Genomic DNA, 15483 nt, shown 5'->3' on the forward strand with positions numbered 1-15483 from the left:
CGACCCCGACCCGTGCCCGGCTGCGGCCCCGCGTGGCCACCGCGCCCAGCAACACCCTAATCAGGGCAACACCAAGGAGAAGTTGACGCGGATCGCAGCCTTGCGATGCGCGCACCGCACGGGGCGGCACGCCGCGGCGCAATCGGGCGCCCCCGCCTCACGCGCGGTGTCAGAGGCGGACGAAGCCGACCGTCTCCTCGACCTCGGCGATGGTGGGGGCGGCGAGTGCCGCCGCCCGCTCCGCGCCACGCCGCAACACGGCCTCGATCGCGCCCGGGTCGGCGAGCAGCCGGCGCATCTCGGCGGCGATGGGGCTCAGGGTGGCGACCAGCAGGTCGGTCAGCGCCGCCTTGAAGGCGGAGAAGGGCTTGCCGCCGTGCTCGGCGAGCACCGCCCCGTGGTGCAGGTCGGCAAGGGCAGCGTAGATGCCGACCAGGTTGCGCGCCTCGGGCCTGCCCTCAAGCCCCGCCTCGTCGTGCGGCAAGGGCTCGGGGTCGGTCTTGGCACGGCGGATCTTCAGCGCGATCGCATCCGGATCGTCGGTCAGGTTGATGCGGGACTGATCGGATGCATCCGACTTGCTCATCTTCTTCGTCCCATCCCGCAGGCTCATCACGCGCGCGGCCGGGCCGAGGATGAGGGGTTCGATCTGCGGGAAGACCTGGCGGCCGTAGTCGTGGTTGAACTTCTGCGCGATGTCGTTGGCGAGCTCGAGGTGCTGCTTCTGGTCCTCGCCCACGGGGACGCGCGTCGCCTTGTAGAGCAGGATGTCGGCCGCCATCAGGTTCGGGTAGGCGTAGAGCCCGACGGAGGCGTTCTCGCGGTCCTTGCCCGCCTTCTCCTTGAACTGCGTCATGCGGTTCAGCCAACCGACGCGGGCGACACAGTTGAAGATCCAGGCGAGCTGGGCATGCGCCGGCACGGCGGACTGGTGGAAGACGACGTGCTTCTCGGCGTCGATGCCACAGGCGATCAGCGCGGCGGCGACCTCGAGGGTGGCGCGCCGCAGCTCGGCCGGCTCCTGCCACACCGTGATCGCGTGCAGATCGACCACGCAGAACAGGCACTCGTGGTCGTGCTGCAGGCGAACCCAGTTGCGGATGGCGCCGAGATAGTTGCCGAGGTGGAGATTTCCGGTCGGCTGCACGCCGGAGAAGATGCGCGCGAGCGGCTTGACGTGGCTGGTCACGTGGCTTGGTCCGTCCTGGTGGAGGGGAGGGTTCGGGAGCCTGATCGGCCGGGGCGCGCGCTCGGTCAAGCCCTGCGGCGGCGGACCTGCGCCAGGACCTCGCGCGGGTCGGCCACACGGAGCACGACGGCGGCCAGGGCGAACACGGCCACACCGAGCGCGATCAGCCCGGCAAGCCCGACCCAACGCAGCCCGCGCGCCGCAAGAAGGTCGGCGAACAGCATCGTCTCGCCTGCCCAGACGACCGCTCCCATCGCGACGGAAGCGAGAACGAGGCGGGAGACGAAACGCACGAGACGCCGATCGGGCACGAATTGACCGCGGCGGGAGAGCCGCCAGCCGAGCAGGGCGGCGTTCACCCACGCAGAGATGACGGTGGCGAGCGCGATGCCGACATGCCCGAACGGCCCGATCAGCCCGAGATTGAGCGCGACGTTCAGCACCACGCAGAGGGCGGCGATCTCGACGGGGCTGCGCGTGTCGCCGCGGGCGAAGAAGCCCGGTGCGAGCACCTTGACCAACACGTAGGCGGGAAGCCCGGTGGCATAGGCGGCGAGGGCCGCGGCGGTGGCGGCGATGTCGGCCTCGCCGAAGGCCCCGCGGCCGAACAGCACGGCGATGATCGGGGAGGCCGCCACGCCGAGGCCGACCGCGGCCGGCACGGTGAGCAGGAGCGCGAGTTCGATCGCACGGTTCAGCGTGGCGAGCGCCGCCGCCGCTTCACCCGCCCGCACCTCGCGCGTCAACTTCGGCAGCACCGCCGTGCCCACGGCGGTGCCGATCACGCCGAGCGGCAACTGGTTCACCCGGTCGGCGTAATAGAGGAAGGCGATCGCCCCCGCCGGCAGGAAGGAGGCGATGATGACATCGACCATCAGATTGATCTGGGTGACGCCGGCACCGATCGCGCCCGGCCCCATGCGGCGCAGCAGAAGGCGCACCTCCGGGGTGAGACGGGGAGCGGGCAAGCCGAGCGGCATGCCGGCGCGATCGAGCGCCACCGCAAGCGCCAGGAGTTGCAGCACGCCCGCCGCCGCCACGCCCCACGCCAAGCCGTGCGCGACCGAGCCGCCGGTGCCTTGCGCGATGAGCACGCCGCCGATCAGTGCGACGTTGAACAGGATCGGTGCTGCGGCTGCGGCCGCGAAGCGATCAAGCCCGTTCAGCACGCCCGACATCGCCGCGACCAGGCAAACGAGCAGCAGGTAGGGGAAGGTGATGCGGGTCAGTTCGACCGCGAGCGGAAAGCGCACCGGATCGTCGAGGAATCCCGGGGCGAGCAGCATCATCGCCTGCGGCATGAACAGGATGGCGACGAGGGTGAGCAGGCTGAGGGCAAGCAGCAACGCCGCCAGCGCGCCCTCGGCCACGCGGCGTGCGGCTTGGTACCCCTCGGCGGCGAGGGTGCCCGCGAACAGCGGCACGAAGGCGGCAGCGAAGGCACCCTCGCCGAACAGGCGGCGGAAGAAGTTCGGGAGTTTAAGGGCGACGAAGAAGGCATCCGCCGCCGGCCCCGCACCGAGAGCGGCGGCAACCAGGATGTCGCGCACGAAGCCGAGGAGACGCGAGGCGGCGGTCCAGCCGCCGACGGTGACGACGGCGCGCAGCATGGGAAGAGCGGGCGTCCGATGCGCTCAGGCGGCGCTGCGCTCGACCGCCTCCGCCCCCTGTTGCGCGGGCGGCTCGAGTGCGGCGAGCAGGGCCTCTTTCAGTTGCGCGAGCTTGCGTTCGTTCTCGATCTTCAGCCCGAACACGTCCTTCACGTAGAACACGTCGACCGCGCGCACGCCGAAGGTGGTGACGTGGGCGGAGGCGATCTGCAGCCCCTGTTCGCTCATCGCAGCGGTGATGTCGTGCAACAGCCCCGGCCGGTCGCGCCCGTTCACCTCGACCACGGTGTGGGTGGCGGAGGCGTGGTTGTCGATGACCACGCGCGGCGGCACGTGGATGGCGCGCGTGCGCGGCGAGGGCGGGCGCGCCTTGCGGATCTCCTCGGCGAGCCGGATCCGCCCCGACAGCGCCTGTTCGATCAGCACGCTCATCCGCGCCAGCCGATGCGGCGCATCGAAGGGCCCTCCCGAAACGTCCTGGATCCAAAACGTATCGAGCGCCATGCCGTCGGTCATGGTGTGGATGCGCGCATCGACGATGGAGGCGCCGGCGAGCGCGAGCGCGCCCGCGATCTTGCTGAACAGGCCCGGGTGGTCGGTGGTGTAGACGGTGACCTCGGTCACCCCGCGATCGGGCAGCACGGAGGTGGTGACGGTGAGGCGCGACCCGGACGCTTCCGCCTCGCGGATGATGCGAGCGTGCCGCACATGCGTTGCCGGGTCGAAGCCGAGCCAATAGGCCGGGTAGCCGAGGGAGAGGAAGCGGCGGCGGTCCTCCTCCGACCAGCCTTCGGCGGCGAGTGCGGCATCGGCGGCCTCGCGGGCCCGGGCCACGCGCAGGTCGCGTTCCGGCACGTTGAGCCCGCCGGCCAGCACCTCCGCCACCCGCCAGTAGATTTCGCGCAACAGCGTGGCCTTCCAGTTGTTCCACACCTTGGGCGAGACGGCGCGGATGTCGGCCACCGTCAGCGCGAGCAGAAGCCGCAGGCGTTCGGGGCTTTGCACGAGCTCGGCGAGATCGAGGATCGTCTTCGGGTCGTCGATGTCGCGGCGGAAGGCGGTCTGACTGAGCACGAGGTGGTGCAACACGAGCCAGGAGGCGGTCTCCGTCTCCTCCGCGGTCAGCCCGAGCCTCGGCCCGAGTTCCTGCGCGACCTGAGCGCCGAGTTCGGAATGATCGCCGCCGCGGCCCTTGGCGATGTCGTGCAGCAGCATGGCGACATAGAGGGCGCGGCGAGACTGCAGCTGGCCGATGAGCGCGGTGGCGACCGGGGCGATGGCGGCGAGCTCGCCACGCTCGAGCTGGTTCAGCACGCGCACCGCCTCCACCGTGTGCTCGTCCACCGTGTAGATGTGATAGCTGTCGAACTGCATCTGCCCGACGATGCGGCGCCAGTCCGGGATGAAGGCGCCGAGCAGTCCCGTCAGGTTCATGGTGGCGAGCCAGGTCGCGCCGTCCGCCTTCGGCGAGCAGAGGAGATCGAGGAAGAGGGCATTGGCCTGGGGATCGTGACGCAAGGCGGCGGCGCGGCGCGCGTGCTGCACCATGCCGCGCAGCGCGAGCGGGTGGATCTCACGGCCCGAGTCGCGGGCAGCGGCGAGGATGCGGAACAACAGCAGGGGCTCGGTCGCGAAACTGCGATCCTCGGCCAGCGTGATCTTGCCCTCCTCCAGGGCGAAGCCCTGGGCCGCGAGGGCGGGCGGCGTCTCATGCCGCACCGCCGGCGGGCCGAGTGCCACGCGCGCCACCACCGGTTCGATGGTCAGGGTGAGGCGGCCGACCTCGCGCACGGTGAGGAAGTAGTGCTTCATGAAGCGCTCCACCCCCTGCTGCGCGCCATGGCGGGTGTAGCCCATGGCCGCGCCGATCACCGGCTGCAGGTCGAAGGTGAGGCGTTCCTCGGCGCGACCCGTCGCGTAGTGGAGGTGAAAGCGCACCGCCCACAGGAAGTTGGCCGCGCGCCGCCAGACGCGAACCTCGTCCTCCGTCATCAGCGGACCGCAGGGGAGGGAGGGATCGGCGGCGTCCTCGAAGCGCGTGATGCCGGCCGTGTGCCGCATCATCCAGAACAGGGTCTGCAGGTCGCGCAGGCCCCCCTTGCCGTCCTTCACGTTGGGCTCGAGCAGGAAGGCCGAATCGCCGTAGCGGCGATGGCGTTCGGCGCGCTCGGCGCGCTTGGCGGCGAAGAAGGTGGCGGCCCCGGCGCGGGCGCAATCGGCGCGGAACCGTTCCGCGAACGCGTCGAACACGGCGCGGTCGCCGGCGAGGAAGCGGGCATCGAGCAAGGAGGTGCGCACGGTCTGATCGTTGCGCGCCTGCACGATGCACTCATCCACCGAGCGTGTGGCGTGGCCGACCTTCAGCCCGAGATCCCACAGGAAGTAGAGCATGAACTCGACCACCTGCTCGTTGCGGGGGGTCTCCTTCCACGGCGTGATGAACAGGAGGTCGAGATCGGAGAAGGGGGCGAGCACGCCGCGGCCGAAGCCGCCGGTGGCGGCGACCGCCAGCGCCTCGCCGGAGGAGACGATGCCCGGCGGGAAGACGCGCTCGTTCACCCAATCATGCAGGGTGCGGACGAGCTCATCCATCCGCGAAGCGAGCAGCCGTGCGGCATCGAGGCCGCGCAGGCCCGCTTCGAAGCGGGCCTTGGTGTCGGCCTGAATGCGCCCGAGCGCGCGGCGAAAGAGGGCAAGCGCCCGGTCGCGCGGGATCGCGGAGTCCGTGCCGTGAAGCGACTCGAGATCAGCGCGAAGGTCGGCACAGACGACGCGGGCCGCGGGGTCGGCCGCGTCGGCAGTGGCAACGAGACCGCCCACGCCTTGGTCCATGGTCCACTCTAGACTGATTTCGCGACCGCGAAGAAGAGGGGGAGACGCCGGCTCACCCGGCGAGCGCCTTCAACCGCACGAGAAGCGCGTGCGCCTCGCGCGGGCTGAGGTCGTCCGGATCGGTCTCGGCGAGGATGCGGCGAAGCTCATCCGGCTGCGCTGACGCCGCGGGAGGTCGGGCGGCGAACAGGGGCAGTTCCTCGGCGAGCGGGGCAAGCGCGCGCGCCCGCTCCTCCAGGGCCGACAGCACCGTCTGCGCCCGCGCCACCACCTCGCGCGGCACGCCGGCCAGCCGCGCCACATGCAACCCGTAGGAGCGATCGGCGGCACCTTCTTCCACCTCGTGCAGGAACACCACCTCGCCGCGCCACTCCTTCACCCTCAGCCGCGCGAGCCGCAGTTCCGGCAGGCGCGGGGCGAGCGCGGTCAGTTCGTGGAAATGGGTGGCGAACAGGGCGCGGCAGCGCAGCCGGTCGTGGATCGCCTCCAGCACCGCCCAAGCGAGCGCCAGCCCGTCCCAGGTCGCGGTGCCGCGACCCAGTTCGTCGAGAATGACGAGCGAGCGCGCCGTCGCCTGGTTCAGGATGGCGGCGGTCTCCACCATCTCGACCATGAAGGTCGATCGCCCGCGCGCGAGGTCGTCCGCCGCGCCGACACGGGAGAAGACGCGATCGACGATGCCGAGGCGGGCCGCGGCCGCCGGCACATAAAGCCCGGCCTGGGCGAGCACGGCGAGGATGGCGGCCTGGCGGAGAAAGGTCGACTTGCCGGCCATGTTCGGCCCGGTGACCAGCCACACGCGTGAGCCGGGGGAGAGGTCGACGCCGTTGGCGACGAAGCTGCCGCCCGCCTTGCGCACCGCCGCCTCGACCACCGGGTGGCGGCCGGCTTCCACGACGAAGCGCGTGTCCTCGGTGATCTCCGGCCGGACCCAGGCGTCGCGTTCGGCGAGTTCGGCGGTGGCGGCGGCGAGGTCGAGCCCGGCAAGGGCCTCGGCGCAGGCAGCGATGCCGTCGGCTTCCGCGCGCACGGCTGCGGCGAGTTCGCCGAGGATTTCCGCCTCGCGTGCCTCGGCCTCGGCGGCGGCCTCGACGATGCGGCGATCGAGCGCGGCGAGCTCCTCGGTGGTGAAGCGCATCGTGCCGGCCATGGTCTGCCGATGCGTGAGCCCGGCGAGCGCAGGCGGGGGGTTCGCGCGCAGACGCAGGCCCGCCGCTTCGGGGACTTCCAGGAAGTAGCCGAGCTGGGCGGTGTGGCGGATCTTGAGCGCGCCGATGCCGGTGGCGGCGCGGAGTTCGCCTTCGCGGGCGGCGATGACGCGGCGGCTGTCGTCGCGCAAGCCTCGTGCCCGATCGAGGGCGGCATCGAACCCGGCGGCGATCGCGCCCCCCTCGCCGGGCCTGACGGGGGGCCGGGGCACCAGGGCGCGAGCAAGCCGTTCGGCAAGCGCCGGGGCGGGGTCGAGGGCGGCTTCGGCCGCGGCGACGAGGGGCGGGCGCGGCAGGGCGGCCTCGGCAAGGGCGGCGGCGACGGCGCGGGCGGTCGCGAGCCCGTCGCGGATCGCGCCGAGGTCGGCCGGCGAGCCGCGGCCGAGACCGATCCGGGCCAGTGCCCGCGCCATGTCGGGCGCACCCTTCAGCGCCGCGCGCACCCTGGCCCGGCAGGCGGCGTCGGCGACGAAGAAGCCCGCCGCATCCAGCCGCGCCTCGATAACGGGGCGGAGCGTGGAGGGGGTGGCGAGGCGGGAGGCGAGAAGCCGCGCCCCGGCAGCGGTCACCGTGCGGTCGATCGCGCCAAGCAGGCCGTCGGGGGCCGAGGGGTCGAGGCCGAGGCTCCGTCGTGTCGCGGCGTCGATCGCCATCGTCGTGCCGTCCGCCTCGCGCGCGAGCGGGGCGAGCCGCGGCAGCGCCCCGCCTTGGGTCGCGCGCACGTACTCGACCAGCGCGCCGGCGACGGCGAGTTCGTCCTCGCTGAAGGCGCCCAGCGCGTCGAGGGTCGCCACACCGTAGGCCGCTTCCAGCGCTCGCCGCCCCGATTCGGTGCCGAAGCGTGGCCCGGGCAGGGCGAGCATGCGGTCGCGCCACTCGGCGAAGAGGGGGTCGGCCAGCAGGGTGTCGGGAACGAGAAGCTCGGACGGATCGCGCGCGGCGAGGGCGGCGGCCAGCGTCGGCCCCGCCGCCATGCGCACGCCGAACGTTCCTGTGGAGAGGTCGAGCCAGGCGAGCGCCGCCCCGTTGCTCGCCACGATCCAGTTGGAGCGCGCGCCGTCGAGAATCGCGTCCTCGGTCACGGTGCCCGGCGTGACGATGCGAACCACCGCCCGCGGCAGGGGCCCCTTCACCTTGGCCCGCTTCGCCTCCACGGGCGTCATCGTCTGCTCGACGATGGCGACCCGGAACCCCTTGCGGATCAGCCGCGCCAAATACGGTTCGTGGTTGACCACCGGCACACCGCACATCGGGATCGGGTGCCCGGCGTGCTCGCCGCGGCTGGTCAGCGCAATGTCGAGGGCGGCAGCCGCCTTCTCGGCGTCCTCGAAGAAGAGTTCGTAGAAGTCGCCCATGCGGAAGAAGAGGAGCGCGTCCGGATGGTCGGCCTTGGCGGCGAACCACTGCGCGAGCATGGGCGAAGGCGGGGCGGACATCGGCGGCGGCAGGCTAGCCGCGGCGTCGCGCCAGCCCAAGGCCGGGCCGTCACCCGAAGCCGAGCGGCTTGGCGGTGATGGTGTCGGGCAGCGCGAGCAGCAGCGCCACCCCGCCATCGAAAGCCCTGAGTGTCTTCAGCGCCTGGCGCGGCAGTTTGATCTTGCGCGCGAGGCACTCGCGGATCAGCACGGCGGCGAGCTCGGTCGCCTCCACCACCGCCATTCGCGATTTTCCCCCAGGCAGGTGAACCTCGAAACGGAGTTGAACGGGTTCGCGCGACGCGATGGCGATCGCGCCAACCTGAGCGGCCGGCGGCAGCGTGGGCGGGCTGATGGCGGCGAGGTGGGCATTGAGGGCGCAGCGCAGCGCCTCGATGTCGAAGCGGATTTCCCGGTATTCGGTAATGGGCACGCCGCGTCTTCCCCTTGGACGAGCACGCGGCTTCCTTAGCACAACCGAATGAACGAGACGTAAGCGCCCTCAGCGCCGGGCCGAGACCCAGGCGGCGGCCAGCAGGACCAAACCCAAGAACACCTTCAGCGCCGATGAGGGCGCGAACGCCGCCAACGCAGCCCCGGCGGCCGCGCCGGCGATGCTGCCGCCCCCCATCGGCGCACCGATGCCGACCACATGATCCCGCCTCGGCAGCCGGCCCAGCAGGCGGTAGCGGAGCAGGGCCGAGGCGACGACGACGATCGAGATCGCGAGGCTCGCGCTGCCGGCGACCTTCACGTCGAGGCCGTGGATGAAGACGAGGGTGGGGATGAGGAGTTCGCCCCCTGCGACACCGAGCAGGGTCGCGATCATGCCGATGACGGCCCCGAGCCCGACCCCGGTGAGGATCCGCGCCACCCCGTCCTGCGGCAGGAAGTCGAGGCGGACGTCCGTTCCCACGATCCCCTCCACCACGAGGAGGAGACCGAGGCCGACCAGGAGCACCAGGATCGCCTGGTGCAGACGATGGTCGGAGAGCCGCGCCACCAGCCCCGCCCCGACCAGGGCGGCGACCAGGCCGCCCGCGGTGAGAGCCGCGATGTCGGCGAGGTGCGGCACGAGGGGGCTCAGGCTCAGGCTGCCGGCGCGGAACAGCAGCGAGGCACAGAGAGTGATGAGGCTGATCACGCTGTTCAGCGGCACAACCACGCCCGGGGCGAGGCCGAAGCGGCGCAGCAGGACGGGGATGCGGAACTCGCCGCCGCCGAGCCCGATCAGCCCGCCGAGGAAGCCGACCGGGACGCCCCAGGCGGCCGCTTCGACGCCCCCCCTCATGCGCCGGGGACGGTGACGGCGACCGACTTCACCAGGGCGACCACGGGGCGGCCGGGCGCCAGGCCGAGCTTGGCGACCGCATCCTCCATCACCTGCGCCCGCAGCAACACGGATCCGACCGCGACCGCGACATCCGCCACCGCCCCCGGTCGCGGCGCGATCTCCGCCACCCTCCCGTGCAGCGCATTGTGTACGGAGAGGCCCTCCGGCACGCGGTCGGCGAGGATGACGTCGCGCGAGGGGATGCGCACGCGAAGCCGCGTCCCGGGGGCGGCGTCGAGCAGCGGGGCGAGGATCCGCCCGGCCGGCGTGTCGAGCACGGAGAGGCGCCGGTCGTGCAGCACCTCGGCCAGGGTAGCGATCAGCACGGTGCCGGCCTCTGCGGCGGCGGCGATGATCGGAATATCGGCGCGGGCCGAGATGCTGCCCACGTCTCCCTCGGCGATGATGCGCCCCCGTTCCAGCACGATCACCCTATCGGCGAGTCGCGCCACCTCCTCGAAGTCGTGCGTGACGAGGACGATCGGGCAGGCGAGCCGGGTGCGGATGGCGTCGATCTCGCCGTAGAGGGAGACGCGCACGGCGCGATCGAGCGCCGAGAAGGGTTCATCCAGCAGCAGAACCTCGGGGTCGCGGGCAAGGGCGCGGGCCACCGCCACGCGCTGCTTCTGCCCGCCCGAGAGCTCGGCCGGCCGGCGCTCCTCCAGCCCCTCGAGATGGACGAGAGCGAGCAGGGCGCGCGCCCGCGCCTCGCGCTCCGCCTTCGGCAGATGGTCGAGTGCGGCCATCACGTTCTTCAGCGCCGTCATGTGCGGGAAGAGCGCGTAGTCCTGGAAGACGAGCCCGACGCGGCGGCGATGCGGCGGCAGGCACAAGCCCGTTGCGGTGTCGTACCAGACCGTGCCGTCGCACGTGACACGCGCATTCGCCGGCCGCCACAGCCCGGCGATGGTGCGCAGCACGGTGGTCTTGCCCGACCCGGAGGCGCCGAACAGCGCGGTGACTTCGCCGGCACGCAAGGAGAAGGCGAGATCGAGCGGAATCGGGCTCTCCGTGCGCGCCTCGAAGGTGACGACCTCGCGGCCCGCCGCGGCGAGAGACGGGGCGCGATCGAGGGAGAGCGTGTCAGCCACGGCGTCGTCCGATCCGGCGCGAGAGGGTGTTGGTGATGCCGAGGGCGACGATGGAGATGGCGAGCAAGGTCAACGCCATGATGTTGGCGGAACGATCGTCGAAGGCCTGCACGCGGTCGTAGATCGCGATGGCGATCGTCTTCGTCTCGCCGGGAATCGAGCCGCCGACCATCAGCACCACGCCGAACTCGCCCAAGGTATGCGCGAAGGTGAGCACGAGGGCGGTGACGATGCCGGGCCAAGCGAGCGGCAGTTCGATGCGAAAGAACACCTGCCAGGGCGAGAGGCCCGAGACGGCCCCGGCCTCGCGGATCGAAGGCTCGATCGCCTCGAAGGCGCGCTGCACCGGCTGGAACGAGAAGGGGATGTTGATCAGGATGGAGGCGACCAGCAGGCCTTCGAAGGAGAAGGCAAGGAGATGCCCGGTGAGCGCCTCGAAGGCCTGGCCGAGGGGCGAGTGCCGGCCGAACGCGACCAGCAGGTAGAAACCGACGACGGTGGGCGGAAGCAGCAGGGGAAGCGCGACCAGGGCCTCGACGAAGCCCTTGCCGCGGAACTCGCGATAGGCCAGCGCCCGGCCGGCCCAGATGGCGATCGGCGCGAGCCCGAACACGGTGGCGATGCCGAGCTCGATGGAGAGGATGAGGGCTTCCCAGTCCATGCCGGACGACCCGCGGCGAGGCCTCTCCCCTAACGGCTTCCGCCCGGACCCATCATTCGCCCGGCAGCACGAAGCCGTAGCGCACCATGATCTCGCGCGCGGGCTTCTCCATCATGAACCGGTAGAAGCGCTCGGCGACGGGGTGCGGGTTGCGCACCAGCACCATGCGCTGGCGAAGGGGCTCGTGCCACTCCGCGGGGATCAACTCGAACCGGCCACGGTCCTTCATCTGCGGCGCGAGCGCGAGCGAATAGGCGATGATGCCGCCCTGGCTGTTGCCGGTGGTGGCGAACTGCGCCGCTTGCGAGACGTTCTCGCCGAGCACGAGGGCGGGACGGATCGCGTCCCACAGGCCCTGCCGCTGCAGCGCCTGCATGGCGGCGACACCGTAGGGCGCGTGTTCGGGATTGGCGATGGCGAAGCGTGTGAGACGGCGATTGGCGATGGCCTGGCGCAGGTTCTCGAGCGTGCCGTCCGGCTGCAGGTCCGACCAGGGCGGGATGAAGATGACGATGCGGCCGATGGCGTAGAGATCGCCGCGATCGCGCGTCAGCCCCCGGTCGGCGAGGCGGAAGACGAAGCCCTCGTCGGCCGAGAGGAACATCTGGTAGGGCGCGCCTTGCTCGATCTGGCGCGCGATGTTGCCCGACGAGCCCATGTAGAGGCGGACCCGGCCATGGCCGCCGGCCTCGAACTTCTGCGCGATCTCCTCAAGCGCGAATTTCAGGTCTGACGCACCGGCGATCACCGGTGGGTCGCCCTGCGCGAATCCGGCGTTCGGAAAGGCGAGGACGGCAAGCACCAGGGCGGCGCGTCGCAACATGCGGACCATGGCTTGGACCTCCCGATGTTGATGACCAGCGAACATATTTCCGGCCGGCAAGATTTGGCAACCCCCGCCGCCGTGATGGAATGCGACCCATGAGCACAGCCCTGCCCGCCCCCATGCGCCTCTTCGTGCGCCTCGAACTCGGCGAGGGCCTCGCCATCGGTCCCGGCAAGGCCAACCTGTTGCAGGGGATCGCCGAGACCGGCTCGATCGCCGCCGCGGCACGGCGGATGGGGATGAGCTACAAGCGCGCCTGGCTCCTGGTCGAGGACCTGAACAGCGCCTTCCGAGTCCCACTGGTCACCGCGACGCGTGGCGGCCCCGGCGCCGGCGGAGCCAAGCTCACCGCCGAGGGCGAGGCGGTGCTCGCCGCCTACCGCGCGCTGCAGGCGGACGCCACCCGCGCCGCCGAACCCCACGCCCAGGCGATTGCCCGTCTGGCGCGCCCCGCCCCCGCCCGCCCATAATCGCGGTTCGGCCACGGGGAGGAGAGGATGGACGGCAGCATCGACGGCGGCGGGCGGGCCACGCGAATCACGGCGGAGGAGGCACTGCAGCTCCACGCCATGGGGCGGCCCGGCAAGCTCGAGATCCGCCTCACCAAACCGCTGACCACCGCGCGCGATCTTTCCCTCGCCTACTCGCCCGGGGTGGCCGAGCCCTGCAAGCACATCGCCCGCAGCCCCTCCCTCGCCTACGACTACACGGCGAAAGGCAACATGGTGGCGGTGATCTCCAACGGCACCGCCGTGCTGGGGCTGGGCAATCTCGGCGCGCTCGCCGCCAAGCCCGTCATGGAAGGCAAGGCGGTGCTGTTCAAGCGCTTCGCCGATGTCGATGCGATCGACCTCTGCATCGACACCGAGGACGTCGACGCCTTCGTCAATGCCGTGCGCTACCTCGGCCCCTCCTTCGGCGGCATCAATCTCGAGGACATCAAGGCCCCCGAGTGCTTCGTCATCGAAAGCCGGCTGCGGGAGCTGATGGACATCCCCGTCTTCCACGACGACCAGCACGGCACCGCGATCGTCGCCGCGGCGGGGCTGATCAATGCCGCGCACCTCACGGGGCGCGATCTCGCGGAAATGACCCTCGTCATCAACGGCGCCGGTGCCGCCGGTGTGGCGTGCGCCGAACTGCTCAAGGCGATGGGCATGCGGCCCGAGCGCGTCATCCTCTGCGACACCAAGGGGGTGATCTACAAGGGTCGCACCGAGGGCATGAACCAGTGGAAATCCGCCCACGCGGTGGAAACGAAGGCGCGCACGCTGGCCGAGGCGCTGGAAGGGGCGGATGCCTTCTTCGGCCTCTCGCAGGCCGGAGCGGTGACGCGCGAGATGGTCGCCTCCATGGCCGCCAAGCCCATCATCTTCGCCATGGCCAACCCCGACCCCGAGATCACGCCGGAGGAGGCGCGCGCCGTCCGCCCCGACGCGATCGTCGCCACCGGGCGGTCCGACTACCCGAACCAAGTCAACAACGTGCTCGGCTTTCCCTACATCTTCCGCGGCGCCCTCGACGTGCGCGCCTCCACCATCAACGAGGCGATGAAGATCGCTGCCGCCAAGGCGCTTGCTGCGCTGGCGCGCGAGGACGTGCCCGACGAGCTCGACGCCGCCTCCGCCGCCGGTGGCACACGCCTGAAATACGGGCCCGACTACATCCTGCCGCTGCCCTTCGACCCGCGGCTGATCTCGCGCGTACCACCAGCTGTGGCGAAGGCAGCGATGGACACCGGCGTGGCCCGCCGCCCGATCGCCGATCTGCGCCGCTACGCGCGCGATCTTGCCGCCAAGCTCGACCCGACCGGGGCGGCGCTCGACGCCATCCTCGAGGCGGTGCGCGCCAATCCCCGCCGCGTGGTGTTCGCGGAAGGCGAGGAGGAACGCACCATCCGCGCGGCGCTGGCGTTCCGCAACGCGGGCTACGGCACGCCCATCCTCATCGGGCGCGAGGACCGCGTGCTCGACACCCTCGCCGCGCTCGGCGTCGACGGCTCGGACGGGATGGAGATCCACAACGCCCGCCTCTCGGGATCGAACCGACGCTACGCCGAGTTCCTCTACGCCCGCCTGCAGCGCCGCGGCTTCCTGTTCCGCGACTGCCAGCGCCTGGTGAACCAGGACCGCAACGTGTTCGCCGCCTGCATGGTGGCACTCGGCGATGCGGATGCGATGGTGACGGGGCTGTCGCGCTCCTACTCCGTGAGCCTCGAGGGCGTGCGGCTCGTGCTCGACCCCGAACCCGGCCATCTCCTGCTCGGGATCTCCATCCTGCTCACCAGTCAGGGCACGGTGTTCGTCGCCGACACCGCAATGCACGAGCGCCCCGACGCGGCCCAGCTCGCCGCCATCGCCAAGGCGACCGCGGCGGCGGCCCGTCGCATGGGCCACGAACCGCGCGTCGCCTTCCTCTCCTTCTCCACCTTCGGCGACCCCAAGGGGTCGATCCCGGAATCGATCCGCGAGGCGGTGGCGCTGCTCGATGCGCGCAAGCCGGACTTCGCCTATGACGGCGAAATGAGCGCGGATGTCGCGCTCGACCCGACCTTGCAAGCTTTGTATCCGTTCTGCCGTCTCGGCGGTCCCGCCAACGTGCTGATCATGCCGGGGCTGCACGCCGCCCACATCCTCACCAAGGCGCTGCCCCGCCTCTCCTCCGCCACGGTGATCGGGCCGATCCTGCAGGGCTTCGCCAAGCCGGTGCAGATCGTGCCGATCGATTCGCCCGCCTCGACCATCGTGCTGATGGCGGGCTTCGCCGCCTACCAGAGTCTTTCGCGCTGAATGCCGGACACGGTCCCGACGAAGAACGAGGGGCGGGCCGCGAAGAGCTTCCGCGACACCTGGCGCGCGCTCTCGCTGTACGAGAAGTTCGAGCAGGCCGTCGTGCTCGTGCTGACGGGGGTGATCGCGGTCATCATCGTCTCCGCGCTGTGGAACCTGATCCTGCGCGTCGCCCTCTCCCTCGTCCTCGCCGACGTGTTCGATCCCACCGATCCGGTGGTGTTCCAGACCATCTTCGGCGCCATCTTCACCGTCATCATCGCCCTCGAGTTCAAGCGCTCGATCCTGGTGGTGGCGGAACGGCGCTTCGGCGTGGTGCAGGTACGCGCGGTGATCCTGATCGCCATGCTGGCGATCGTGCGCAAACTGATCATCCTCGACCTCTCCAAGACCGAACCCGGCATCGTGCTCGCCCTCGCCACCGCCATCCTCGCCCTCGGCGCCGTCTATTGGCTGGTGCGCGAACAGGATCGGCGCGACCGCGAAGCGGGTCTTGTCGAGTGAGCTGACGCGGCCACGTCCGGATCAG

Annotated in this window: 12 protein-coding genes; 3 read left to right on the forward strand and 9 right to left on the reverse strand. The window is 71.1% G+C overall.

From position 1 onward, the window contains the following. Window positions 1-169 precede the first annotated feature (169 nt). The 9 genes from trpS to modA all read right to left on the reverse strand — a co-directional run bounded on the left by trpS (window position 170) and on the right by modA (window position 12171). On the reverse strand, window positions 170-1189 hold the full coding sequence (trpS, locus tag DWB05_RS11575) for a tryptophan--tRNA ligase (RefSeq protein WP_114377347.1): 1020 nt from the start codon (window positions 1187-1189) through the stop codon (window positions 170-172). Between the two features lie 65 nt (window positions 1190-1254). Next, complete coding sequence (gene murJ / locus DWB05_RS11580) at window positions 1255-2799, reverse strand: murein biosynthesis integral membrane protein MurJ (protein ID WP_114377348.1); 1545 nt, start codon at window positions 2797-2799, stop codon at window positions 1255-1257. A 24-nt stretch (window positions 2800-2823) separates the two neighbouring features. After that, entirely contained in the window at window positions 2824-5619 is a 2796-nt protein-coding gene (locus DWB05_RS11585) for a [protein-PII] uridylyltransferase (protein WP_408608488.1), read from the reverse strand. Window positions 5620-5683: 64 nt separating this feature from the next. Next, entirely contained in the window at window positions 5684-8275 is a 2592-nt protein-coding gene (gene mutS / locus DWB05_RS11590) for a DNA mismatch repair protein MutS (protein ID WP_232818518.1), read from the reverse strand. A 49-nt stretch (window positions 8276-8324) separates the two neighbouring features. Then, entirely contained in the window at window positions 8325-8687 is a 363-nt protein-coding gene (locus DWB05_RS11595; RefSeq protein WP_114377351.1) for a hypothetical protein, read from the reverse strand. A 69-nt stretch (window positions 8688-8756) separates the two neighbouring features. After that, window positions 8757-9545: a TSUP family transporter gene (locus DWB05_RS11600; RefSeq protein WP_114377352.1), complete on the reverse strand. Its 789-nt coding sequence runs from the start codon at window positions 9543-9545 to the stop codon at window positions 8757-8759. Beyond that, complete coding sequence (modC, locus tag DWB05_RS11605) at window positions 9542-10678, reverse strand: molybdenum ABC transporter ATP-binding protein (protein ID WP_114377353.1); 1137 nt, start codon at window positions 10676-10678, stop codon at window positions 9542-9544. The genes DWB05_RS11600 and modC overlap by 4 nt, the downstream gene beginning before the upstream one ends. Next, window positions 10671-11339, reverse strand: coding sequence for a molybdate ABC transporter permease subunit (modB, locus tag DWB05_RS11610; protein WP_114377354.1), 669 nt, complete (start codon window positions 11337-11339; stop codon window positions 10671-10673). Before modB ends, modC begins: the two co-directional genes overlap by 8 nt. A gap of 52 nt (window positions 11340-11391) precedes the next feature. Beyond that, entirely contained in the window at window positions 11392-12171 is a 780-nt protein-coding gene (gene modA / locus DWB05_RS11615) for a molybdate ABC transporter substrate-binding protein (RefSeq protein ID WP_232818519.1), read from the reverse strand. Window positions 12172-12260: 89 nt separating this feature from the next. Between modA and DWB05_RS11620 the strand changes: the two genes are divergently transcribed. From DWB05_RS11620 to DWB05_RS11630, 3 genes are read left to right on the forward strand one after another with little or no spacing between them, the layout of a single operon-like run. Further along, entirely contained in the window at window positions 12261-12635 is a 375-nt protein-coding gene (locus DWB05_RS11620) for a winged helix-turn-helix domain-containing protein (RefSeq protein ID WP_114377355.1), read from the forward strand. A 27-nt stretch (window positions 12636-12662) separates the two neighbouring features. Next, complete coding sequence (locus DWB05_RS11625) at window positions 12663-14954, forward strand: NADP-dependent malic enzyme (protein ID WP_114377356.1); 2292 nt, start codon at window positions 12663-12665, stop codon at window positions 14952-14954. Continuing rightward, window positions 14955-15458, forward strand: coding sequence for a phosphate-starvation-inducible PsiE family protein (locus DWB05_RS11630; protein ID WP_114377357.1), 504 nt, complete (start codon window positions 14955-14957; stop codon window positions 15456-15458). It begins immediately after the preceding gene. Window positions 15459-15483 lie beyond the last annotated feature (25 nt).

Origin of the sequence: Elioraea thermophila (ex Habib et al. 2022), from assembly GCF_003336755.1 — a bacterium.
Taxonomy (GTDB): domain Bacteria; phylum Pseudomonadota; class Alphaproteobacteria; order Acetobacterales; family Acetobacteraceae; genus Elioraea; species Elioraea thermophila.